The 21,683-nt window shown below is 63.4% G+C and carries 19 protein-coding genes and 3 tRNA genes; 8 read left to right on the forward strand and 14 right to left on the reverse strand.

Features of this window, described 5'->3' with window-relative positions:
* Positions 1-3: 3 nt before the first annotated feature.
* The 6 genes from AB5Y72_RS18170 to rsmC all read right to left on the reverse strand — a co-directional run bounded on the left by AB5Y72_RS18170 (position 4) and on the right by rsmC (position 4,324).
* A tRNA-Leu gene (locus tag AB5Y72_RS18170) sits at positions 4-89 on the reverse strand.
* Between the two features lie 45 nt (positions 90-134).
* A tRNA-Leu gene (locus AB5Y72_RS18175) sits at positions 135-220 on the reverse strand.
* Positions 221-276: 56 nt separating this feature from the next.
* Positions 277-362, reverse strand: a tRNA-Leu gene (locus AB5Y72_RS18180).
* A 116-nt stretch (positions 363-478) separates the two neighbouring features.
* A complete protein-coding gene (glgA, locus tag AB5Y72_RS18185) occupies positions 479-1,939 on the reverse strand; it encodes a glycogen synthase GlgA (RefSeq protein ID WP_325782842.1) in 1,461 nt (486 codons plus the stop codon).
* Complete coding sequence (gene glgC / locus AB5Y72_RS18190) at positions 1,929-3,188, reverse strand: glucose-1-phosphate adenylyltransferase (protein ID WP_084202623.1); 1,260 nt, start codon at positions 3,186-3,188, stop codon at positions 1,929-1,931. The genes glgA and glgC overlap by 11 nt, the downstream gene beginning before the upstream one ends.
* 107 nt (positions 3,189-3,295) lie before the next feature.
* Positions 3,296-4,324 carry a 16S rRNA (guanine(1207)-N(2))-methyltransferase RsmC gene (rsmC, locus tag AB5Y72_RS18195; RefSeq protein WP_325782926.1) on the reverse strand — a complete coding sequence of 343 codons (1,029 nt, stop codon included), beginning with the start codon at positions 4,322-4,324 and terminating at the stop codon, positions 3,296-3,298.
* Between the two features lie 299 nt (positions 4,325-4,623).
* Here rsmC and dapA point away from each other — a divergent pair, with 299 nt between their 5' ends.
* The 3 genes from dapA to AB5Y72_RS18210 all read left to right on the forward strand — a co-directional run bounded on the left by dapA (position 4,624) and on the right by AB5Y72_RS18210 (position 7,971).
* The gene (dapA, locus tag AB5Y72_RS18200; RefSeq protein ID WP_318162571.1) at positions 4,624-5,496 is read left to right on the forward strand and encodes a 4-hydroxy-tetrahydrodipicolinate synthase; all 873 of its coding nucleotides are present in this window, start codon (positions 4,624-4,626) and stop codon (positions 5,494-5,496) included.
* A gap of 95 nt (positions 5,497-5,591) precedes the next feature.
* The gene (locus tag AB5Y72_RS18205; RefSeq protein ID WP_325782843.1) at positions 5,592-7,232 is read left to right on the forward strand and encodes a diguanylate cyclase; all 1,641 of its coding nucleotides are present in this window, start codon (positions 5,592-5,594) and stop codon (positions 7,230-7,232) included.
* 148 nt (positions 7,233-7,380) lie between these two features.
* Positions 7,381-7,971: a beta-phosphoglucomutase family hydrolase gene (locus tag AB5Y72_RS18210; RefSeq protein ID WP_325782844.1), complete on the forward strand. Its 591-nt coding sequence runs from the start codon at positions 7,381-7,383 to the stop codon at positions 7,969-7,971.
* 138 nt (positions 7,972-8,109) lie between these two features.
* Here the strand turns inward: AB5Y72_RS18210 and hfq are convergent, their stop codons facing one another.
* Entirely contained in the window at positions 8,110-8,469 is a 360-nt protein-coding gene (hfq, locus tag AB5Y72_RS18215; RefSeq protein WP_033128946.1) for an RNA chaperone Hfq, read from the reverse strand.
* A gap of 177 nt (positions 8,470-8,646) precedes the next feature.
* Between hfq and AB5Y72_RS18220 the strand changes: the two genes are divergently transcribed.
* Genes AB5Y72_RS18220 through AB5Y72_RS18230 form a run of 3 tightly spaced genes read left to right on the forward strand, consistent with a single transcriptional unit; the run spans position 8,647 to position 12,123 of the window.
* On the forward strand, positions 8,647-9,918 hold the full coding sequence (locus tag AB5Y72_RS18220) for a paraquat-inducible protein A (protein ID WP_042075953.1): 1,272 nt from the start codon (positions 8,647-8,649) through the stop codon (positions 9,916-9,918).
* Positions 9,911-11,560, forward strand: a complete 1,650-nt coding sequence (pqiB, locus tag AB5Y72_RS18225) for an intermembrane transport protein PqiB (protein ID WP_209793989.1) — start codon at positions 9,911-9,913, stop codon at positions 11,558-11,560. Before AB5Y72_RS18220 ends, pqiB begins: the two co-directional genes overlap by 8 nt.
* Positions 11,557-12,123, forward strand: a complete 567-nt coding sequence (locus tag AB5Y72_RS18230) for a membrane integrity-associated transporter subunit PqiC (RefSeq protein ID WP_209793990.1) — start codon at positions 11,557-11,559, stop codon at positions 12,121-12,123. The genes pqiB and AB5Y72_RS18230 overlap by 4 nt, the downstream gene beginning before the upstream one ends.
* Positions 12,124-12,189: 66 nt before the next feature.
* Here AB5Y72_RS18230 and ompA read toward each other — a convergent pair whose 3' ends face one another.
* Together ompA and AB5Y72_RS18240 are read right to left on the reverse strand one after the other, a co-directional pair.
* Positions 12,190-13,221 carry a porin OmpA gene (ompA, locus tag AB5Y72_RS18235; RefSeq protein ID WP_042075948.1) on the reverse strand — a complete coding sequence of 344 codons (1,032 nt, stop codon included), beginning with the start codon at positions 13,219-13,221 and terminating at the stop codon, positions 12,190-12,192.
* 289 nt (positions 13,222-13,510) lie between these two features.
* Positions 13,511-14,518: an SGNH/GDSL hydrolase family protein gene (locus AB5Y72_RS18240; protein WP_325782845.1), complete on the reverse strand. Its 1,008-nt coding sequence runs from the start codon at positions 14,516-14,518 to the stop codon at positions 13,511-13,513.
* Between the two features lie 235 nt (positions 14,519-14,753).
* On the opposite strand from AB5Y72_RS18240, the gene AB5Y72_RS18245 reads away from it, so the two are divergent.
* Complete coding sequence (locus tag AB5Y72_RS18245) at positions 14,754-15,134, forward strand: YgiW/YdeI family stress tolerance OB fold protein (protein WP_042075944.1); 381 nt, start codon at positions 14,754-14,756, stop codon at positions 15,132-15,134.
* 59 nt (positions 15,135-15,193) lie between these two features.
* On the opposite strand, the gene mltC is transcribed toward AB5Y72_RS18245, so the two are convergent.
* The 5 genes from mltC to AB5Y72_RS18270 form a co-directional block, all read right to left on the reverse strand.
* On the reverse strand, positions 15,194-16,297 hold the full coding sequence (gene mltC, locus AB5Y72_RS18250; protein WP_325782846.1) for a membrane-bound lytic murein transglycosylase MltC: 1,104 nt from the start codon (positions 16,295-16,297) through the stop codon (positions 15,194-15,196).
* 84 nt (positions 16,298-16,381) lie between these two features.
* Positions 16,382-16,654 (reverse strand): oxidative damage protection protein, encoded by a 273-nt coding sequence (locus tag AB5Y72_RS18255; RefSeq protein WP_010675742.1) that lies wholly within the window; start codon positions 16,652-16,654, stop codon positions 16,382-16,384.
* Positions 16,651-17,736: an A/G-specific adenine glycosylase gene (mutY, locus tag AB5Y72_RS18260; RefSeq protein ID WP_325782847.1), complete on the reverse strand. Its 1,086-nt coding sequence runs from the start codon at positions 17,734-17,736 to the stop codon at positions 16,651-16,653. The genes AB5Y72_RS18255 and mutY overlap by 4 nt, the downstream gene beginning before the upstream one ends.
* 86 nt (positions 17,737-17,822) lie before the next feature.
* Positions 17,823-18,512: a GspB family T2SS assembly factor variant ExeB gene (gene exeB / locus AB5Y72_RS18265; RefSeq protein WP_325782848.1), complete on the reverse strand. Its 690-nt coding sequence runs from the start codon at positions 18,510-18,512 to the stop codon at positions 17,823-17,825.
* The gene (locus AB5Y72_RS18270; protein ID WP_325782849.1) at positions 18,512-20,155 is read right to left on the reverse strand and encodes an AAA family ATPase; all 1,644 of its coding nucleotides are present in this window, start codon (positions 20,153-20,155) and stop codon (positions 18,512-18,514) included. The genes exeB and AB5Y72_RS18270 overlap by 1 nt, the downstream gene beginning before the upstream one ends.
* Before the next feature lie 229 nt (positions 20,156-20,384).
* Here AB5Y72_RS18270 and AB5Y72_RS18275 point away from each other — a divergent pair, with 229 nt between their 5' ends.
* On the forward strand, positions 20,385-21,623 hold the full coding sequence (locus AB5Y72_RS18275) for a multifunctional CCA addition/repair protein (RefSeq protein ID WP_368199385.1): 1,239 nt from the start codon (positions 20,385-20,387) through the stop codon (positions 21,621-21,623).
* The last annotated feature ends 60 nt before the right edge of the window (positions 21,624-21,683 follow it).

The following is a 21,683-nucleotide window of genomic DNA, read 5'->3' on the forward strand; positions in this document are numbered from 1 at the left end:
GCATGGTGCGAAGAGAGGGACTCGAACCCTCACACCCGGGGGGCACTAACACCTGAAGCTAGCGCGTCTACCAATTCCGCCACCTTCGCACATCGGGTTATCAGTCTGGATTTACATGCTGTCTGACAAAAGCATGGTGCGAAGAGAGGGACTCGAACCCTCACACCCGGGGGGCACTAACACCTGAAGCTAGCGCGTCTACCAATTCCGCCACCTTCGCACATTCGGGTTATCAGTCTGGTTTTACATGCTGTCCGATAAGAGCATGGCGCAGTATGGTGCGAAGAGAGGGACTCGAACCCTCACATCCGTGGGACACTAACACCTGAAGCTAGCGCGTCTACCAATTCCGCCACCTTCGCATCACTGCGGTGGGGGATTCTATAGAGTTTTGGGGGGGCGTCAACAGCCAAAGGGGACTTTTTTCGCTGTTGACCGGTAAAGCCGCATCAAGGGCACAAAACTTCAGCAATCGGAGTCAGGTCCCGGCCAGGGCATCGCGATACATCTGCTCGTACAGGGGGACAGAGCCGGCCCAGTCGAAGCGGGTGTTCATGGCGTTGTGCTGGATTCGGGCGAAACGCTCCGGTTCTTGCAGGTAATGGATCAGGCTGCGGCGCATCGCATCGAGCAGGGTGCTGGCGGTGGGATCGTTGAAGCAGAAGCCGGTCGCATGCTCGGGGTCGGCATCCCAGTCCACCACGGTATCCTTCAGGCCACCGACCGCCCGCACCAGCGGCAGGGTGCCATAGGCCAGGCTGTACATCTGGTTGAGGCCGCAGGGTTCGAACAGGGAAGGCATCAGGAAGAAGTCGGCGCCAGCCTCCACCAGGTGGGCCAGGCGGTCGTCATAGGCGTTGATAAAGACAAATTTCTCGGGATGCTGCTGGGCGATGCTTTGCAACTGGGCGGCGAGGGAGGGGTCGCCGGATCCCACTATCACCACCTGCACCCTATGCTGCAGGAACTTGTCCAGGGCCGGGATCAGCAGGTGTACGCCCTTCTGCTCCGTCAGACGACACACCATGCCGTAGATGGGCAGGCTGCCGACAGGCAGCCCCGTCTCCTGCTGCAGGACCTGTTTGCAGACATGTTTGCCAGCCAGGTTGTCGGCGTCATAGGTGGCGGGCAGCAGGGGATCGAAGGCGGGATCCCAGTCCTGGTAGTCGCAGCCGTTGAGGATGCCCCTCAGGTCGGCCGCGCGCTGCTGGAACACGCTCGCCATGCCGTGGGCCCCCAGGTGGGTCAGCAGCTCGCTGGCATAGTTGGGGCTGACCGCATTGATCTTGTCTGCATAGAGCACGCCACACTTGAGCAGGTTGACGTGGCCGTAGTCGTAGTTGATGCGCCGCTCGTAGTCGGCGATCTCGGGCACGGCCCAGAACTGCTGGCGATCGAACACCCCTTGGAAGGCGGCGTTGTGGATGCTGATGACGGATCGGGTGCGCTGGAAGAAGGGGTTATGGGCGTGCCGGGTCTTCAGCAGCAGCGGCAGCAGGCCGGTGTGCCAGTCGTTGCAGTGGGCAATGTCGGGGGCAAAGCCCAGCTGCTCGCAGGCGTGCAGGGCCGCCGCCGCCAGGAAGGCGAAGCGCTCGCCGTTGTCGGGATAGGCCTGATTGTTCTCGGCATAGAGCTGAGGGCGTTCGAAATACTGGGGGCAATCGAGCAGGTAGACGCAGATCCCGTCCAGTTCCAACTGATGGATGCGATAACCGATATCGCTCCGATCCTGCGGCGTGGGCAGCCAGCGCGAGGCGAGGAGTTTGGCCTCGTCCCGGCGCTTGAGGGTCTTGTAGAAGGGCAGGATGATGCGCACATCGTGGCCCGCCCGGGCAAGATGCTGCGGCAGGGCCTTGGCGACATCCGCCAGGCCCCCGGTCTTCACCAGCCCCTCAACCTCCGAGGCTACAAACAGGATTTTCAGTGGGTTAATAGCCAACTCTTGCTCCCTTAGGTACCACGACGATACCGCCTTCGGACACGGTAAACCGCTCTCTGTCATGGTCCAGATTCTCACCGATCACGGTGCCGGGTGCAATTTCAACGTTTTTGTCGATGATGGCGCGGCGGATGGAGCAGCCCTCGCCGATTTTCACGTCACCGAGCAGGACCGACTCGCTGATGTGGCTGCAGGGGCCAATGTTGCAGCGGAATCCCAGGATGGAGCGCTGGATCTGGCTGCCCTGAATGAAGCAGCCGCCGGAGATCAGGGAGTTGGCGATCTTGACCTTGCAGTCGTCGGTGTCGATGAAGGTGGCGGGGGGCAGGGGCGGGTAGTGGGTGTGCAGCGGCCACTTGCGGTTGTAGAGGGAGAAGGGGGCGTCGTCGGCCACCAGGTCCATGTGCGCCTGCCAATAGGCGTCCAGCGTCCCCACGTCGCGCCAGTAGACGTTGGGTTTCTCCCCCGGGATCACGTTGGTGCTGTAGTCGTAGACATAGACGGGGGCACGGGGGAACAGACTGGGGATGATGTCCTTGCCGAAGTCGTGGCTGGAGTTCTCCTCGGCGGCATCCCGCTTGAGCTCCCGATAGAGCGCCTCGGTCTCGAAGATGTAGTTGCCCATGGAGACCAGGGCCTGGGTGGGATCGCCGGGAATGTGCTTCGGGTGCCGGGGCTTCTCTTCAAAGCCGATCATGCGTCCCTCCTGATCTACCTCGATCACCCCGAAGGCGCTTGCCTCCTCGATGGGCATGCGCAGGGCCGCGACCGTCAGGGCAGCCGCCTTCTGCTTGTGGAAGCTCACCATCTGGCTCACGTCCATCTTGTAGATGTGGTCGGAGCCGAAGATGCAGACGTGCTCGGGGTCGGAGATCTCGATGAAGCGCAGGTTCTGGTAGATGGCGTCGGCGGTGCCGTCATACCAGCGCTTGCCCATTCGCATCTGGGCCGGGATGGGGTCGATGAAGCGGTCGGTGATGCCGACGATGTTCCAGCCCTTCTTCATGTGCAGATAGAGGGACTGGGATTTGAACTGGGTGAGCACGTAGATACGCAGGAAGTCGGCGTTGACGAAGTTGTTGAGGACGAAGTCGATCAGGCGATAGCTGCCGCCAAAGGGAACCGAGGGTTTGCTGCGGGTGGTGGTCAGTGGCTGGAGACGGGTTCCTTCACCGCCGGCCAGTATCATGGTGAGTATGCCTGCCATCGTATTTCTCTCCCTGAATTCATGCCTTGAAAAGGTTTTCATGCTGTTGCGAAAAAAACACCCCAAAAGGGGTGGTAAACGTTTTCTTGGTACCTTAGCAGATCCCGTCTGGCACTCTCTACTTGTTTTATTACAACCGTTGCACTTATTTAGGCTTTGCTCAGATACACCTTGAATTTGGCATCACCCGCGATCACCTCGGTCTGTTTGAAGTGCGCATCCAGTATAGGCTGGTATCGCAGGAAGGCGTTGGCAACTATGGTCAGGTCGCCATCCCGGGTCAGGAATGCGGGGGCCTTTGCCAGGAAGGTTTCGGTGGCGGCGTAGAAGGTCTTGAGCCCGGCGTGGAAGGGGGGATTGGAGACGATATGTTGGAATGTTTCGGCAATATCGGAGTAAACGTCGGAGGCATGGACCCGGCCGTTCAGGCCATTGACCGCCAGGGTGCGGCGACTGGATTCCAGCGCCAGGGCATTGATGTCCACCATGGTGACGGCCAGGGCCGGATTGCGCTTGACCAGCACGGAGCCGATGACCCCGGCGCCGCAACCGAAGTCCAGCAGTTTGCCCTGCATGGGGGGCAGGCTCGCCAGCAGCATCTGGCTGCCGAGATCCAGGCCGTCGGCGCTGAAGACCCCGGGTAGAGCCATGACGGTCAGCCCGGTGTCGCCGGCCCGGCACTCGTAGCGGCTGAACCAGGCGTCCAGCTCGAAGGGGGCCACCGGCTTGCTCAGTTCGCCGTGATAGAGGGAGCAGCGGCGCGCCGAGTCCCGCTTGACCGGCGGCTCGCCATAGGGGGCCAGCAGCTTGTCGGCACCGTTGATGCCGCCGCGGTTCTCGCCGGCGAGGAACAGGTCGGCCCCGCTCTCGAGCAGCGGCGTCATCATGGCCAGCAGATATTGCGCCTCGGCCTTGGCCTTGGGCATCAGCAACAGCAGGGCATCGAAACGGGGGGCGCCGCCGAGCTGGTGGTCGAACAGAATGGCATCCCCCAGCGCGGCCTGCTGGCTGCGGTAATAGCAGTAATCTGTGGTAAAGACAGTGAGCGAGTGGGCCAGTTCGGCCAATTGGCGGGGGTAATCGTCCTCCAGGGCGCCGCACACCAGGAGCCGCTTGCCGACAAAGAGGGCTTGGTTACGTTCCAGCATCTGGCTGACGGCACTGTTTTTCTGGCTGATGGCTCCGGCAGGGCGGCTCATTGGGTCTCTCCACGCATTTTTGGGCGGCCATTATACATGGCCGCTTTCGCCTTGACATTTATGCCGTGTTCCCGAAATATGCCCAGACGCCTTATTTACCCGGGGATGATGCAATGCGGTCATGCGTATCGAAACGAAAGCACAAACACAGCCTGACATTCGGGCCTGCTGGCGTGCGCGCGTAACCTCTCATCCCTGAGACGATTCAAGCCCCGGTAGCGACCCCCGTACCGGGGCTTTTTATTGACCATTTCATCTGTGTAGGAGAAGGAAATCCCATGTTTCAAGGTTCGATAGTCGCCCTGATCACCCCATTCCGACAGGGCCAGCTGGACGAGGCCGCACTGACTCGCCTGGTGGAGTGGCACATAGCGCAGGGGACCCATGGCATAGTGCCGGTCGGCACCACGGGGGAGAGCCCGACCCTGACCCACGACGAGCACTGCCGGGTGGTGGAGCTGGTGGTCAAGCAGGTGGCGGGGCGCATTCCCGTCATCGCAGGGGCCGGGTCCAACAACCCGGTCGAGGCCATCGAGTACACCCGCTACGCCGAGCAGGCCGGGGCGGATGCCACCCTGCACGTGGCGGGTTACTACAACCGCCCGAATCAGGAGGGGCTCTACCACCACTTCAAGGCGGTGCATGATGCCACCACCAAGCCCATCATCGTCTACAACATCCCGCCGCGGGCCATCGTCGACGTGCAGCCGGCGACCCTGGCGCGCCTGGCCGAACTGCCGCGCATCGCCGGGGTGAAGGACGCCACCGGCGATCTGGCCCGCCCCTGGGTTGAGCGCCAGCTCATCAAGAAGCCGTTCGCCTGGCTCTCCGGCGAAGATGCCACCGCCGTGGCTTACAACATAGGTGGCGGCCAGGGCTGCATCTCGGTGACCGCCAACGTGGCCCCCAAGCTGGTGGCCGAGGTGCAGAACCTGACCCTGGCCGGCGAGTGGCAGGCCGCCCGGGAGCTGCAGGACAGGCTGATCCCGCTGCACCAGGCCATGTTCGCCGAGCCGAGCCCGGCGGGCGCCAAGTACGCAGTCTCCTTGCTCGGGTTCTGCAGCGAAGAGTGCCGTCTGCCGGTGATGCCGTTGTCGGAAGCTACCCGCGAGCGGATCCGCGCCGCCATGCAGGCATTGGATCTGTTGTAAAAACTGGGCTCTGGATCTCGCTTTTGATCGCCCGGTCAATGAATGACCGGGCTTTGTCGATATACTCGCTTGGATACAATCAAGGATGAGTCGGCATGGAAGAATGGGATCCCGAGCACTTCACCAGTTTTGAACACCTCTGTGAAGTGACGCTGTCTGCGGTCAGAGAAAAGACCGAGGCCGAACAGATCTATCTGTGGTTGCGGGCACCGACGCCCCAGCTCTATCACTATCGTCCCGAGCAAGGGCTGCTCTGCCTGAACGCCGACCTCCTTGGCTCCCTCGAGCTGCCCATGCTCTTCATCGAACGTTCCCTCGAACTCGGCCAGTTGCTGGTGGAACCGATCGCGCCGACCCGTGCCATCTGGGAGAGCGTCGAGCCGGAGATACCACGCCTGCGCGCCTGCTTCCCCCTCAAGCGTCACAAGGGGCTGGAGGCCGTGGTCTATCTGGAGACCCGACGTCGCCTCGATCGCCTGCCCAGGCGCCAGCAACAGAGCATCCAGCTGCTGATGCACTACCTCGCCGCCGAGCTGGAGAGCCGGCGACTCGCGGGTCAGGTGGATCTGGAGCGGGATCAGCGGCTCCATACCCAGGCCGATCTCGTGCGCAGCCAGGCCCTGCAGGACTCCTTCCTCAGCATGTTGCAGGCGCTGCACCAGGTGGGCGTCAAGCTTGCCCGCTGCGACAGCGAGGATCGCCTGCTGCACGACGCCGTGGCGCTGGCCCGCCAGGACCTGCAATTCGACCGCGTCGCCATCTTCCTGACGGATGGCGACGTCAAGACCATGCACGGCACCTGGGGCACCAACGAGGCGGGGGAGCTCATCGACGAGCGCCACTTCATCAGCCCCATACCGGATCACCCCATGGTGCAGGAGGCGCTGCGGCGCAAGGACTATGTGCTGGTGCTGGAGGACACGCCGCTCTACTACGAGAAGCAGGAGGTGGGGCGCGGCTGGAATGCCATGGTCTCCCTGTGGGACGGGAGCACACCCATGGGCTGGATCGCCGCCGACAACCTGCTCTGGCGCCGCCCGCTCAAGGCGTATCAGAGCGAGATCTTCAAGCAGTATGCGGCCATGCTCTCCCAACTGTTGATCCGCCAGCGCACCCAGTCGGCGCTCGAGCGCTTCAACCGCGAGCTGGAGCAGCGGGTGCAGGAGCGGACCCGGCAGCTGGCCGACACCAATCGGGCGCTGGAAGAGGCCAATCGCCGCCTCTCCCTGCTGTCGCTGGAGGATCCCCTGACCGGGATCGCCAACCGCCGCCAGTGGGACATCACCATGGAGCGGGAGTGGGAGCGGGCGCGCCGCCATCAGGGGGTTTTGGCGGTGCTGATGATCGACGTGGACGAGTTCAAGTCCTACAACGATCACTTCGGCCACGGCAAGGGGGATCAGTGCCTGCAACGGGTTGCGGCCCTGCTGCAGGAGACGGAGCGGCGGCGCACCAACCTGGTGGCCCGCTATGGCGGGGAGGAGTTCGTGATCCTGCTGTGTGCCCCGCAACCCGGGGAGGCTGAGCGGCTGGCGGAGCAGATCCACCAGGGGCTGGAAGCGTTGCAGATCCCCCATCCGGCCTCCCGGGTGGCACAGCGGCTCACGGTCAGCATCGGCTTCAGCTACCTCGTCCCTTCGGCGGACAAGGGGTGGCAAACCCTGACCGAGCAGGCGGATCAGGCGCTTTATCACGCCAAGTCCCAGGGGCGGGCCTGCACCCTGGCCTATCGCTGACATCTGCGTGGGAGCTGTCCGCTCGGCATCAGGCCCACGCCGCCCTGTATAAATGAGGTGGCAAGCGTTTCTCGCCATCTGGCACATGGCGATGCGCCCGCGCTCTGGCTAGAATGGGGGCCCATTTTTCACAGACAGATCCTGCACCATGACCCTATCCGGATTTCAAGGCCTGGTTTTCGACCTCGACGGCACCCTGGTGGACTCCATGCCGTTGCACCTGGCCGCCTGGGAGCACACCGCCCGCGAGTTTGGTTTTCGGTTCGATGCCGACTGGTTCTATGAACTGGGGGGCATGCCCAGCCGCAAGATAGCCCTGCTGGTGGCCGAGGTGCAGCAGATCGCACTGGATCCCCTGGTGGTGACCCGCTGCAAGACGGAGCACTACGTCGCCAACCTGCACAAGGCGGCCCCCTTCCCGGCCATGCTGGATCTGGTCGAGCGTTATCACGGCCTGATCCCCATGGGGATAGGGACCGGTTCGCCCCGCGTCAATGCCGAGGCGGTGCTGCGCAATACCGGGCTGGATCGCTACTTCCCCGTGGTGGTCACCGCCGATGACGTCGAGCTGCACAAGCCCCATCCGGATACCTTCCTGCTGGTGGCGCACCGTTTGGGGGTGGAGCCTGGCCAGTGCCTGGTGTTCGAGGATACGGGCATAGGGGCACAGGCCGGTGAGGCCGCAGGCATGCAGGTCTGCATGGTCATAGAGGGAAAACCGGTCGGGTTGACTTACTGAGCCGGGCGTATCGGTCGGGAGCGTCTAAGCCAAAGAGAAGACCCACTCTCATACGGGACAGGCAAAACATGAGAGTGGGGATCGGCAGGTGTCACCGGCTGACGCAGCAACACCCTCGGGGTGAGGGAGGGGCGAGCCTTACTGCTCGCTGCTGCCACCCTGATTGTCGTCGTAACGGCCAGGTGCGCCGTGGGGACGCGGAGCCATGGAGACGCGCGGCTTGCGGGCGCGCTGGATGCTGACGGCGGGACGACCCGAGTGCATGGCGATGGTGGAGATCTTGGCCTTGTAAACCAGTTGCTGGTTGCCGTGGGCGTCGGTCAGCAGCACGCTGTACTGGTCGAAGCCGCTGATGGTCCCCTCCAGTTTGATGCCGCTCACCAGGAAGATGGCGACCTGACTGCGGTTCTTGCGCAGCCAGTTGAGGGCAGAATCTTGCCCGTTCCCGAGGGAGAAGGCCTGCTCAATGGTGGAGTAGCTGGGGGATTCAGTTGTCATAAATTATTGTCCCGCGGAAAAAAAGTGGCGTTTGATTGTGCTAAATGGCCACTGCCTTGTCAAAGTCATTCTCACCCCCTGCCCGGATGGTGCAACGACAGGGCTGGTGGGCACGGGCCGCTGCTGTAATAATTGGCGGCTCTGGCCCCGTGGCGGGCCTCATGCTGGGGTCTTATCTTGCATCCGGTTTCACACCAACATCCAACCATCTATACCCATGACGCGACGGCATGCGAAGAGTGTGATCTGCTGGTGCCCGCGACACCGCTTGCGGTGGGGGAGGCGAGCGACTGTCCCCGCTGCGGCCATGTTCTGAGCCGGCACCTGCCGGAGCAGGAGCGCAAGCCCATCGCCTATGGTTTCGCTGCCCTGATCATGTTTGCGTTCTCCAACGTCTTCACCTTCATGTCGTTTTCTTCCCACGGGGTAGGGCAGGAGATGACCTTCCTGCAGTGCATCACCACCCTGGTGGATCAGGGCTACCTGTTTCTGGGGGCCGTGCTGAGTCTGACCCTGATCGGCCTGCCGCTGGTCTATATCGGCTCCATCATGCTGGTGCTGTGGCGCCTCGACAAGGATCTGCACAGCAATGCCCTGCGCTCCCTCGGCCGCCTGCTGTGCCGGATCAAGCCCTGGCTGATGGTGGATGTCTTCCTCATCGGGGTGCTCATCTCCCTGGTCAAGCTGATGGGCATGGCCGACATCAAGATGGGGCTGTCGTTCTGGGCCTTCGTCGGCTACACCCTGCTGCTCATCAAGATGATCTCCTCCCTGGATCGGATGTGGCTGTGGCAGCGGCTGTTCGGGCCGACCGCCGCCAGAGAGGTGGATCCCGAGACCAGCGCCCTGTCCTGCGGGCTGGTGGGCTGCCACATCTGCGGTGCCCTGAACGAGGGGGATGCCCACAGCTGCGCACGCTGCGGCGATCATCTGCACAGCCGCAAGCCGGGCGGCCTGAACCGCACCTGGGCACTGCTCATCACCTCGGTGATCCTCTATGTTCCCGCCAACCTCTATCCCATCATGGACACCGTGTTCCTGGGGGATGACAGCCCCTCGACCATCATGGGGGGCGTGGTGCTGCTGTGGGCCATGGGCTCCTACCCCATCGCCGCCGTCATCTTCTTCGCCAGCGTGGTGGTCCCCCTGGTGAAGATACTGGCGCTGCTGTGGCTCTGCTACGTGGTGCAGCGCGGCCAGGGGGCCTCGCCGCTGCGCAAGCTCAAGCTCTATCGCATGACCGAATTTGTGGGGCGCTGGTCGATGATCGACGTCTTCGTGGTGGCCATACTGGCCGGCCTCATCCGGCTGGACAATCTGATGACCATCTATCCTGGCCCCGCGGCCGTCGCTTTTGCCGGGGTCGTGCTGATCACCATGGTGGCCGCCATGAGTTTCGATTCCCGCCTGATCTGGGATTTACAACAAGGAGAACGCGAACGTGAGTGAGCGTAAGACGAGGTGGAAACCGGGCTCTGATTTCATGAGCTCGGCCGCCGCTATCTGGATGGTGCCGCTGCTGGCGCTGTTCATCGGAGCCTGGATGCTGTTCCAGCACTGGTATTCCCAGGGCCCCAGCTTCACCCTGACCGTGGCCACCGCCGAGGGCATAGTCGCGGGCAAGACGGTGATCCGCTCCCGGGAGGTGGAGGTGGGTCGCATCGAGACGGTGGAGCTCAGCGAAGACTACAGCCACGCGGTGCTCAAGGCGCGGTTGACCAATGCCGCCGCCGGCATGCTCAAGAAGGACAGCCAGTTCTGGGTGGTCAAGCCCAGGGTCGGGCGGGAGGGCGTCTCGGGTCTTGGCACTTTGCTCTCCGGGGCCTATATCGAGCTATCTCCCGGCAAGAAAGGCCGGGCCCGCAGCGAATACGCCATGCTGGACAGACCGCCCCTGGCTTCCCTGGATGCCAAGGGGCTGCGCCTCTCCCTGTCCAGTCGCGACGCGAATGCGCTGGGGGTGGGGTCTCCCATCAGCTACCAGGGGTTCACCATAGGCCAGGTGGAGGAGGCCAACTTCCTGCCCGAGAAGAGCGAGATGGAGTACAAGCTCTTCATCAACGCCCCCTACGACATCCTGGTGAGCAGCAACTCCCGCTTCTGGCTGACTCCGGGCTTCGAGGTCTCCATGAGCAGCGAGGGGATGAAGGTCAAGATGGATTCGCTCGAGAGCCTGATCAACGGCGGCATCACCATGGGGCTGCCCCCCGGCTGGCTGCCGGGTGAACCGGTCAAGCAGAACGAGGAGTTCGTGCTGTTCAAGGACGAGGCGAGCGTGCTGGCCGGTAGCCTGGATCAGTTCATCGAATACGTCTTCCTGTTCGAGGACAGCGTGGGTGGCTTGCACCCTGGGGCTGCGGTGGAATATCGCGGCATCCGGGTCGGTACCGTCATTTCCGCTCCCTACCCCATTGATGACAAAGCCGCGCAGATGTTCCAGAGCCGGCAGATCCCGGTGCTGGCGCGCATCGAGGTGCAGCGAATTTCCCATCGCTACGCCAATGCGGAAAAAGAGCAATGGAGAACTCTCTTTGGCAAGCAGTTCAAGGAGGGGCTGAGGGCCAGCCTCAAGACCTCCAGCCTGCTGACCGGGGGCAAGGTGGTGGATCTGAACTTCTATCCGGATGCCCCCGCCTATCACCCCATCAAGCTGGCGGGCTACCAGGTCTTCCCGACCGTGCAGGCGGGGCTGGATCAGATCGAGCGCAAGGTGAATCAGATCCTCGACAAGTTTGTCGACATGGATATGGCGACCACCCTCACACAAGTCAACAGCACCCTGGCGACCCTTGACAAGACACTCAAGCACATCAGGGCTGTGAGCGCGAATCTGGAGCAGTTCACCGGTCAGCCATCGACCCAGCAACTGCCTGCGTCCCTCAACCAGAGCCTCAAGCAGTTGCAGGAGACGCTGCAGACCTATGATGCCGGCTCCCAGACCAATCAGGAGCTGCGTCAGTCTGTACAGTCCCTCAACCAGCTGATGAGCGAGTTGCAACCCCTGGTGCATTCGTTGAACGAGCAGCCGAGTTCGCTGATCTTCGATCGCTCCCGCCCCAGGGATCCTGAGCCCAAGCGAGGAACACAATGAAAAAACGGATGATGGCCCTGACCTTGCTGGGCCTGCTGGCGGGGTGCAGCGCCGCCCCGACGCTGCACTACTATTCCCTCGATGCCGACAGCCCGCAGCCGGCCGGCGTCATGGCGCAGCCGCAACACCAGCTGGTGCTGCGGCCCGTGGCCCTCTCCGGCCAGCTCGACCGGATGAGCCTGGTCTACCAGCTGGAAGGCAATGAGCTGCACTTCGCCGAGTACCATCGCTGGGCGGGCTCCCTCGATGCCCAGTTGAACCAGCTGACCCTCAACGGCCTCTCCAGCCGCTTGCCGGGCTGGGTGGTGCGTCAGGACGGGGCCCGCAAGGGGCCTGTGCTGACCATCTCGGTCGAGCACTTCCAGGGACGGCACGATGGCCGGGCCCTGCTGAGCGGCCGCTGGCGCCTGCTGACGGAGGAGGGGGTCGTGCTGCGGGACGTGCCCTTCCAGCAGGAGCACGTCCTGCCGGCCGATGGCTATGGTGCCCTGGTCGACGCGCTGGGACAGGGCTGGCAGCAACTGCTGGACCAGATTGCGGCGGAAGTGCGCAAGACCAGCTGAGAAGTTGGCATGAAAAACGGGAGGCCTTGGCCTCCCGTTTTGTCATGGGCTGTAGAGCCGACGAGGTTACTGCTGTACCTCGGAGACCCCTTGTACCTTGACCTCTACCCGGCGATCCGGGGCCAGGCAGACGATCAGCTCACGCTTGGACTTGCTGGTGCAGCTGTCGCCCGTGACGGGGGAGTTCTTGCCCTGCCCCTCCACATTGACCTTGCCGGCAGGCAGCCCCTTGCCAATCAGGTAATCGGCAACGGTCTGGGCGCGCTGCTCGGACAGCTTCTGGTTGTAGGCATCGGAACCGATGCGGTCGGTATAGCCGATGACGGTGGCCGAGCCATCCTTGGGTCTGGCTTCCTCGATCTGGCTGTAGAGGGTATCCAGTGCCTGGCCGGCTTCCGGCTTGAGGGTGGCCTTGTTGAAGTCAAACAGCACGTCCGAACTCAGGGTGAACTGCTTGTCGACCACCACGGGCTCGGGGGCCGGAGCCGGGGCGGGGGCCGGCACGACTGGGGCGACCTGGCCGAAGCGATAGACGGCGGCCAGGGAGAGCAGGCCGTTGTCCATGCGCAGACCGGTATCTTCCCGGCTGCCGTACGGGGTGCTGTACTGGTATTCGAGGCGGGCTGCCCAGTCCAGATTCAGGGCATATTCTGCACCCAGCGCACCGACGAAGACAGCGCGGCTGTCGTTGTCCAGCTCATCGCTGCTGGTCCAGCCGTAACCGCCACCGAGGCGACCGTAGAGATCCAGGTTGTCTGCCACCGGGAAGCCGAGCTTCAGGGTCAGCTGGGCCAGTTGGGCCTCGACAGAGTCATTGAAGGCCGCGGCATTGCGGGTACCGCTGTACTTGAGCTTGCCCAGGTAGTCGTAACCGAGTTCGATCCCCAGGTTCTGGTTGATCTGGTAACCGGCGAAGGCGCCGGCACCGACTTCGTCGTCGTCTTTGTCGGTGGTGGCGATGGTGTTGCTCTCATCGACACCGTAGAAGTTGGACCAACCCAGTTTGGCACCGCCATACCAGGTGTTGTCTTGTCCGGCAGCCTGGGCATTGGCCGCAAGCAGGCCTGAAACCAGCAAGGTAATCAGTGTTTTGTTCATAGATGCCTCTGCAATCTTGTTGGTGGGGAGGACGAATCCGTGTCGCCTCGCCTCATGGGTTGGGCCAGCGTTCAGCCACAACATGTTTAAACGTAGCTCGTTTTCTTTTATCTACAAGCAACTGATATAAAACATATTGTGATAACTATGCCCATCATAGGGGAGTCCGGGGAGAGAGGGGGTAGTATGAATCCGAATTGTGACGGGTGTCATATGGGGTGTTCATTAAACAATCGATGAAGGGATCAAAACAGGCCGACGGACGTCGGCCTGCTGCATAAGAGGAGCATCACCGGGGGATGAACTCGTACTCCTGCTCGATGAAGGCGGCGGCCCGCTCGCTCAGGGCAGCGTGCACCACTGTGGTGGGGTGGACCTGGTCCCAGAACATCTTGCCCTCGCAGTTCAGCTCACCCGCACTGCGGCGCGCCATGGGGGAGGCAACGGCCTGGGCCAGCAGGGGGTTGCCGGCGATGGCGAGGCTCTCCTGCGCGCTGAAGGGGGCCAGTCGGCTGTCGGTGGTGGCGCTGCGGGAAGAGAATGGTTTCCACACGTAGCCGCCGCCATAGCAGGCGTTCTCGGTGTCGCTCAGGCCGAAGTTCTGCGGCTCGCGCAGCATCTCGGCGAACTGCTTGTCGATCTCGAACAGCTTCACCATGCCGGTGGGCGCCAGCTGGCGAGCCAGGTTCAGCAACAGCTGGTTGTGGTAGGCCGAGACATGGCTGGCCGCCTCCACCACCTTCTGGCTGCGGGCCGAGGGGTTCTGGCCGAGATCCGGCAGGTTGAACAGCAGTATCTGCTTGGCGCCACCCAGCACCATGCGGTTGGCCGCGTCACTGATGGCGTCGCGCACTCGCCTGGCATCCTGCTCGGTGTTCCAGCCATAGGCCAGGTAGTCGTTGGCGCCGACCCAGAGGATCACCAGATCGTCCGGCTTGAAGCTGTCCTTCTCCAGGAACTGGGTGATCTCGTAGTCCAGGTTGTTGATCACCTGGTACTTGGGATTCCAGGAGATCTTGTTGTAGGCCACGGCGGTGGCTCCCCCTTCCGCTTCGTTGGCGATGGTCAGCCCGGGAAACTGCTGGGTCAGCTGCTCCAGCCAGACGGGGCCGTTGGAGAAGCGGCCCTGGTAATAGGGCGGGCTGGAGGGGAGGTAACCCCGCATCTTGCCGTACATCTTGCCGGTATCGGAGAGGCTGTCGCCGAACATCACGATGCGGGAGAAGGGGGGGCGTGTCTCGGTGGCCTGGGCCGTCAGCGCGACTAGCCCCAATAAACACAGAAGCCATTTGTTCATCTGGGTATTCTCATGGGTTGAAGGCAGGCGATGCCTGCGGGCTGTTCCTCGATGGCCGCGGGCTGGGAACCCGCTTGGCCAGGCAGGAAGCTATCCATTCGAATACATGTTTGCAGCCGCTTCGGGCCATTAAAGCGATTGCGGTCACATCGCCCCCCCTGGATGGGGAGGCTTCACGTTTGTTTCACGCACAGCCGGGCAAGATGCCTGCATACCCCAATGACAGGAGCATGAAATGAACAAAGCAAAGGCAATCGCCCTGGTGGCACTGATGTCCGTCTCTTCCTTCGCCATGGCGGCCTACACAGGTCCCAAGGAGCAGAACAAGGTTTCGGTCGCCCAGTTGAAAGACGTGGCCGATGACCAGTGGGTGACCCTGGAAGGCAAGCTGGTCAAGCATCTTGGCGGTGAAAACTACATGTTCCGCGATGACAGCGGCGAAGTGGAAGTAGAAGTGGACGGGGATGTGTGGCGCGGCACCGAAGTGGGTCCGGACGATCTGATCCGCGTGCGCGGCGAGGTTGACCACAGCTGGAACAAGACCGAGGTCGAGGTGGAGCACCTGGAGAAGGTGGGGGCGGCTCCCCAGAGCAAGGGCGGCTTTATCGCCAAGTGAGGGACAAACAGTCAGCAGAAAGAGGGGCGCTATCAGCGCCCCTCTTTCTTTGGACGTCGTCAGCCGGCCCGACTGGCGACGGTTCGCTTGAACCCCTTCTCGGCCTGGTTGACCTTGTAGAGGTAGCGGCGCGCCTCCGCCTTGGGATGCTGCTCGGTCAGCACCTGATAGACTGCCTCGGGGGAGAGCCGGTTGATCATGTCCGGGGCGGCCTTGCGGTTGCTGGAGAAGGTGTTGAGCACCCCGCCTGCACCGCCGTTGTAGGCGGAGATCACCGCATAGCGGCGGGACTGGGGATCCTGGATGTCCGCCAGATAGACGGTCTGCAGCAGGTGCAGATAGGCGGTCCCCACGTCGATGTTGTAGGCCGGGTTGAACAGATCTTCCCGGGTCGGCTGTCCGTTCTTCCCCTTGACCCGCACATAGACATCCCGCCCGGCGGTGGCCGGTATCACCTGCATCAGGCCATAGGCGTTCGCATGGCTGACCGCATAGGGGTTGAAGCTGCTCTCCGTCTTGATCACCGCATAGATCAGGCTCTCGGCGACCCCATACTTGCGGGAGGCGTCACGGATGATGCTGGCGTACTTGTAACCCCGCCTGTCCTCGTGGTTCGCCACCATGGGGATGTCGATGAAGAAGATGTTGCGGATCCCCAGGGTGCGCTTCTTCATCGCCGTGTCGAGCAGGTAGTCGGCATAGCGCTCCGCGCGCCAGCTGGAGCGGATCGGCTGCCCCTGGTTGTCCAGCACCTGGCCATAGAGGAAGGGCTCGCCCCCGGGCATGATCTCCCTGTCCGAATAGAGATCCACTTCCGCCGGATCGTCCGGGGTCAGCAGGGTCTCTATGATGGCACGGCGCAGGTGGGCACGGGGGTCTAGGCCGGAGACCGTCTCCACCATGATGCGACCACCCGAGAAGTCGATGTGGGCCCGGCTCTTGTACTGATCCGTGTACTTGACGTAGTCGAACTTGCCGGCGAACAGCGCCTCGCGCCCCCATATCTCGTTCACGTTGTGGGAGAGCGCACTGATCATGTGTTCAAAGCCGCGCACGTCCTTGCCGTTGACCAGATCATCATCGTCGCTCCCGCCGGTCTGGGGAGAGGATGAGCAGGCAGAGAGAAACAGCAGGGCGCACAGCAGCCCAAAAAATCGACCCATAAGATCCTCAAACCGGGCGGTGGGGCCGCCCGTCACTGATTGGCTCGAGCCAGGAGAGGAGCCACCGTTTGGCGCTCTCTCGGCTTACTGGCTGGGCGGGGTATAGCCGTCGATCTGGACTTCACCCGCGTCAAACAGATAGCTGACCATCTCTTTTTCCAGCAACTGGCGGTGCTCGAGGTTCATCATGTTCAGCTTCTTCTCGTTGATCAGCATCACCTGCTTCTTCTGCCACTCGGTCCAGGCTTCCTTGCTGATGTTGTCGAAGATCCGCTTGCCGAGTTCACCGGGGTAGAGTTGGAAATCGAGACCCGGCGCCTCTTTTTTCAGGCGCAGGCAGAATACGGTACGGCTCATGTTGACCTCTGTGGTTGCAAGTCGGGTTGTAAGTCCGGGTAGGCGAGCAGGCGGGCCGTGGCCGCCGCCAATCCCACCTCGGCAGGATGGCGTAAGTTATACCAGAGTCGGGAATCCGCTTCCATGAGCATGGGGGGCGGCGGCGCAGCCATTTCGATCAGCAAAGGGCGGATATCGAGGTGGAAGTGACTGAAAGTGTGGCGAAATCCAGCGAGCTCCCGATAGTCGGTGCCATCCAGCCCCAAGCCTTGCAGGCGCCCAGCCACCTCGGCGAGGGATTCCACCTGGGGGAAGCAGTAGAGCCCGCCCCAGATCCCCTGGGGGGGGCGCTTCTCCAGCAGCAACTGATCTCCCTGGCGGATGATCAGCATGATGCCGCTGCGGGCCGGGATGCTCTTCTTCGGCTTGCTGTGGGGATAGGCGGTGGGGTTGCCCTGCGACAGCCCCTGGCAATCGTCCCGCACCGGGCAGCGCTCGCAGGCGGGCTTGCTGCGGGTGCAGACGGTGGCTCCCATGTCCATCATGGCCTGGTTGTACTGGGCCACCCCGACCCTGGGGGTGAGGCGGGTCGCCAGCTCCCAGAGATCGTTCTCCACCTGTTTCTGACCGGGCCAGCCCGCCAGCGCCAGCCAGCGGGTGAGTACCCGCTTCACGTTGCCGTCCAGGATGGCGTGGGGCTGGCCCAGGGAGAGGGAGAGCACTGCCCCGGCGGTGGAGCGACCGATGCCGGGCAGCGCCATCACCTCCTCCAGCCGCTCCGGGAACAGGCCGCCGTGCCGATCGCGGATCTGCACGGCCGCCTTGTGCAGGTTGCGGGCGCGGGCGTAGTAGCCAAGCCCGGTCCAGTGGTGCAGCACCTCGTCGATGGGGGCATCCGCCAGTGCCAGCACATCGGGGAAGCGGGCCATGAACCGCTCATAGTAGGGGATCACGGTGGCGACCTGGGTCTGTTGCAGCATGATCTCGGAGATCCAGACCCGGTAGGGGGTCTTGTCCTGCTGCCAGGGCAGGGTCTTGCGGCCGTGGATCTGGTACCAGTCCAGAATGCGACCGGCGAAGGTGGTGTCGTTCGAATTGCTCACATTGTGCTCATGTCATGGATGAAAAAGGGGAGCTCTCGGGCTCCCTCTGAATGGACAGTGGCGGGTGATCGGCCGGTTCGGCCGGACTAACCACGCCAGTCCTGCAACGCCTTGAGACTGGCGTACTGGCCGCCGACCTGCAGGACGATGTAATCCTGGGCGATGGCCGCCAGCAGTACGCCCGGGGCTATCTCGTTGCCCTCTCGCCACTCCCGTCCGTTGAGTACCACGGCCCGCTTGGCCGGGTCGGAGGAGTAGTTGTGGGCGCCGTAGGTCATCTGCGGTACCTGCTGCTGCAAGGCTGAGGGCAGGGCGCTGAGGGGGATGGCGCTGGTCTGGGCCTGGGCCTGCGGCGCCGTCTCTTCCACCAGCGGGGTGTTGTTGAGGGCGGCCATCAGGCGTTCGGCCAGGCTCTCGCCCTGGCTGGCGGTGGCGGTGGCGGTCGCCGGCGTCGCCGCTGCTGGCCTGGGGGCGACCACGGGCTCCGGCAGCGGCGGGGGCAACGGGCGGGTGATCATGGGCCTGGGTTCGACCCGCACGAAGGGCGGCGTCACCACCTCCTTGATCTCGACCTGCTGCTCTATGGGTTTGAGGTGATAGAGGTGCCAGCCATAGTTGGCGCCCGCCCCCATCACCAGGGCAAGGGGGGCCAGCAGCCACCAGATCCAGCGGCGTCCGGGCTCCTCTTCCTGGCCCATGGGCAGGCCCATGAGCGGCATGTGGGGGGTGAACTGGGTTTGATCGGCCCGGCGCAGGGCCTTGAGCAGGGTAGACATCAGGAGGCCTCCTCCACCATGGGTTCCATGTCGTCGTCCGCCACGCTGTCGAGGTCGACCGGGGTATTGGCGCGCAGGGATTCATCCTCCAGCCTGGGCATGGGCTCCCCGGCCATCACGTTCAGGCGCAGCAGGGTATTGCTGCCGGCGATGCCGTCCGGGGTCAGCCCCTGCTCGCGCTGGAACTGCTGCAACTTGTTCTTGAGGGTGGCGTCGAAGCGGCTCACCTTGCGATCCGGCTGTTGCAGGGCTCGGCTCAGGGCGTTGTCCAGCCACTGGATCTGGGCCGGCGCGGCATTGCTGCCGATCAGGGTCAGATTGCCCCTGGGCATGCGCCAGAGCAGGGTGTAGCTGCCCCCCCAGGCGTCGGAGAGCCACTGTCTGTCCACCTGCCAGCTCTGGTTGCCGATGAGCAGGGAGGCCTTGTCCGCCCCCAGACCCACCAGGGTGGCGTAATAGAGGCCGCCCGTCTCGTCGGTCAGGCTGATGAGGGCCGGGTATTGCAGGGCCTGCAGCTGGGCCAGGGAGGCGTCCCCTTCCTGGCAGCGCAGGCCGGCGCGGGGGGCATTGTCGCAGGTCGCCTCCTCCAGCTCGGTCTGGTAGCCCCAGACCCTGTAGAGGTTCTGCATGGCCACGTCGGGTGAGATCGCCTGATTGATGGCGCGGGTCAGCTGCTCCAGCTGCTCCGGCGTGTCATCCACCTTGACCGGCACCTCCACCTTGATCAGGGGGCGGGCGGGGAAGACACCGAAGAACTGCCAGCCCCACCAGCCGGCGGCGACCAGCAGGGCGCCCGCCAGGGTCACGGTGAGGCTGGACTGCCAGCTCCCCTCGTCGCGAATGCCGCTCACCTCGAAAGCGGACTGGCTGATGTCGCCGTGCACTATCTTGTGGCTGCCGCGGGCGAAGGCGGCGATCAGGGCACGGTCGCAGATGAGGTTGATGAGGCGCGGAATGCCGCCGGAGAGGCGATGCAGGGTCTGGATGGCCCTGGGGGTGAAGATGGGCTGGACGCAGCCGGCCACCTGCAGCCGGAAGCGCACGTAGGCGTCCACGTCCTGGCAGGAGAGCGGCAGCAGGTGATAGCGGGCCGTGATGCGCTGGGCCAGCTGGCGCAGCAGCGGCTGGCGCAGCATCTGCTGCAGCTCGGGCTGGCCGATGAGCACCACCTGCAACAGCTTCTTCTCGTCGGTCTCCAGGTTGGTGAGCAGTCGCAACTGCTCCAGCACGCCGGGCAGCAGATGCTGGGCTTCATCCACCAGTACGACGCTGCGCTTGCCCGCCGCCAGGTTGACCAGCAGATGGTCGCGAATGAGATCGAACAGCTGCTTGAGACTGGCTTCCTGCTCGTAGACGAGCTGGTATTCGTCGCAGATGGCCGCCAGCAGATCCCGCTCGGTCAGGGAGGGGTTGAGGATGTAGGCGATCTCGGTGTCAGCGGGCAATTGCTGCAGCAGGCAGCGGGAGACAGTGGTCTTGCCCGTGCCCACTTCCCCGGTGAGCAGCACGAAGCCCCCCCCGTCCTGCAACCCGTAGTTGAGATGGGCGAGTGCCTCTCCGTGGCGTTCGCTCATGTAGAGGTATTTGGGGTTGGGCGAGATGGAGAACGGGGGCTCCGACAGACCGAAGAACTGTGTGTACATAAGGATCCATTCCATTGTTATGGCGGCAGGTTAAAGCCTCCCCAGAGGGAAGTCAAAGACCCGGGCTCCATAAGAGGGGCTGGCTCGAACGGCGAGGGCCATTGTGCCCGGATGATGATGATCATGGACCATAACCTGAGGGCCCACCCCGGATTGGTGGAGGGGGCGTCATCGTCTCTGGCGGCCAAAAGCGGTATCATCGGGGCAGGTTTATCGAAGGAGAGTACGCGTGCAGATTTATCTGGTCGGGGGGGCGGTCCGGGATCGCCTGTTGGGATTGCCGCAGGGAGACAGGGATCACCTGGTGGTCGGTGCTACCGTGCAGCAGATGCTGGCGCTGGGGTTCACCCAGGTTGGCCGCGACTTCCCGGTGTTTCTCCACCCCAGCACCCATCAGGAGTACGCCCTGGCGCGTACCGAGCGCAAGCAGGGGCGGGGCTATACCGGCTTCGTCTGTCACGCGGATCCCGAGGTGACGCTCGAGCAGGACTTGCTGCGCCGGGATCTCACCATCAACGCCATCGCCGAAGACGAGGGTGGGCAACTGCACGATCCCTATGGCGGCCTCGAGGACCTTGAGCGGCGCTTGCTGCGCCACGTCTCCCCGGCCTTTGCCGAGGATCCCCTGCGCATCCTGCGGGTGGCGCGCTTCGCGGCCCGTTTCCACGGCCAGGGCTTCGTGGTGGCCCCGGAGACGCTGGGGCTGATGAGGGAGATGACCGACGCCGGCGAGCTCGCCCACCTGACCCCGGAGCGGGTCTGGAAGGAGCTGGAGAAGGTGCTGCTGGGGCCGACCCCCCAGGTCTTCTTCGAGGTGCTGCGTGAATGTGGAGCCCTCAAGGCGCTCTTCCCCGAGCTGGAGGCCCTGTTCGGGGTGCCGGCCCCCGCCAGGTGGCATCCGGAGATCGACACCGGCATCCACACCATGATGGTGCTGGCACAGGCGTGCCGCCTCTCCCCCGAGCTGACCGTGCGTTTCGCCGCCCTGTGCCACGACTTCGGCAAGGGACTGACCCCGCCGGCGTTCTGGCCGAGCCACCACGGCCACGGACAGAAGGGGCTGCCGCTCATTCGCGACTTCTGCGAGCGTTTCCGGGTACCGAACGAGTGCCGTGATCTGGCCCTGCTGGTGAGCGATCTGCACACCCACATCCACATCGCCTTCGAGCTCAAGCCGGCGACCATGCTGAAGGTGTTCGACAAGGCCGATGCCTGGCGCAGACCGGAGCGTTTCGCCCAGTTGCTGGATGCCTGCCGCGCCGACTTCCACGGTCGTACCGGTTTCGAGGAGAAGGTCTACAGCCAGCCGGACTACGTGGCCCAGGCGCTGGAGGCGGCCACTGCGGTGCCGGTGAAGGATATAGTGGCGGCGGGCTTCAAGGGGGAGGCGATCCGCGAGCAGCTCGGCAAGCGACGGCTCGACGCCATCAGCCGGGTGCGCGACGAGTGGACCTTCATCGAAGAATAAGTGCCTGTGTCGGGGCGGTTGGCGCAGCGTCATCGACCGTTTGAGGCAAAAGAGAAGCGT

It is taken from the genome of Aeromonas sp. R7-4 (assembly GCF_040908055.1).
In the GTDB taxonomy this organism is placed as follows: Bacteria; Pseudomonadota; Gammaproteobacteria; order Enterobacterales; family Aeromonadaceae; genus Aeromonas; species Aeromonas sanarellii.

Coding starts and splice junctions, on each gene's coding strand:
- glgC (WP_084202623.1), bottom strand. CDS start 3,188: ATGAAAACCTTTTCAAGGCATGAATTCAGGGAGAGAAATACGATGGCA.
- dapA (WP_318162571.1), top strand. CDS start 4,624: ATGTTTCAAGGTTCGATAGTCGCCCTGATCACCCCATTCCGACAGGGC.
- AB5Y72_RS18205 (WP_325782843.1), top strand. CDS start 5,592: ATGGAAGAATGGGATCCCGAGCACTTCACCAGTTTTGAACACCTCTGT.
- AB5Y72_RS18210 (WP_325782844.1), top strand. CDS start 7,381: ATGACCCTATCCGGATTTCAAGGCCTGGTTTTCGACCTCGACGGCACC.
- hfq (WP_033128946.1), bottom strand. CDS start 8,469: ATGACAACTGAATCCCCCAGCTACTCCACCATTGAGCAGGCCTTCTCC.
- AB5Y72_RS18230 (WP_209793990.1), top strand. CDS start 11,557: ATGAAAAAACGGATGATGGCCCTGACCTTGCTGGGCCTGCTGGCGGGG.
- ompA (WP_042075948.1), bottom strand. CDS start 13,221: ATGAACAAAACACTGATTACCTTGCTGGTTTCAGGCCTGCTTGCGGCC.
- AB5Y72_RS18240 (WP_325782845.1), bottom strand. CDS start 14,518: ATGAACAAATGGCTTCTGTGTTTATTGGGGCTAGTCGCGCTGACGGCC.
- AB5Y72_RS18245 (WP_042075944.1), top strand. CDS start 14,754: ATGAACAAAGCAAAGGCAATCGCCCTGGTGGCACTGATGTCCGTCTCT.
- mltC (WP_325782846.1), bottom strand. CDS start 16,297: ATGGGTCGATTTTTTGGGCTGCTGTGCGCCCTGCTGTTTCTCTCTGCC.
- AB5Y72_RS18255 (WP_010675742.1), bottom strand. CDS start 16,654: ATGAGCCGTACCGTATTCTGCCTGCGCCTGAAAAAAGAGGCGCCGGGT.
- exeB (WP_325782848.1), bottom strand. CDS start 18,512: ATGTCTACCCTGCTCAAGGCCCTGCGCCGGGCCGATCAAACCCAGTTC.
- AB5Y72_RS18270 (WP_325782849.1), bottom strand. CDS start 20,155: ATGTACACACAGTTCTTCGGTCTGTCGGAGCCCCCGTTCTCCATCTCG.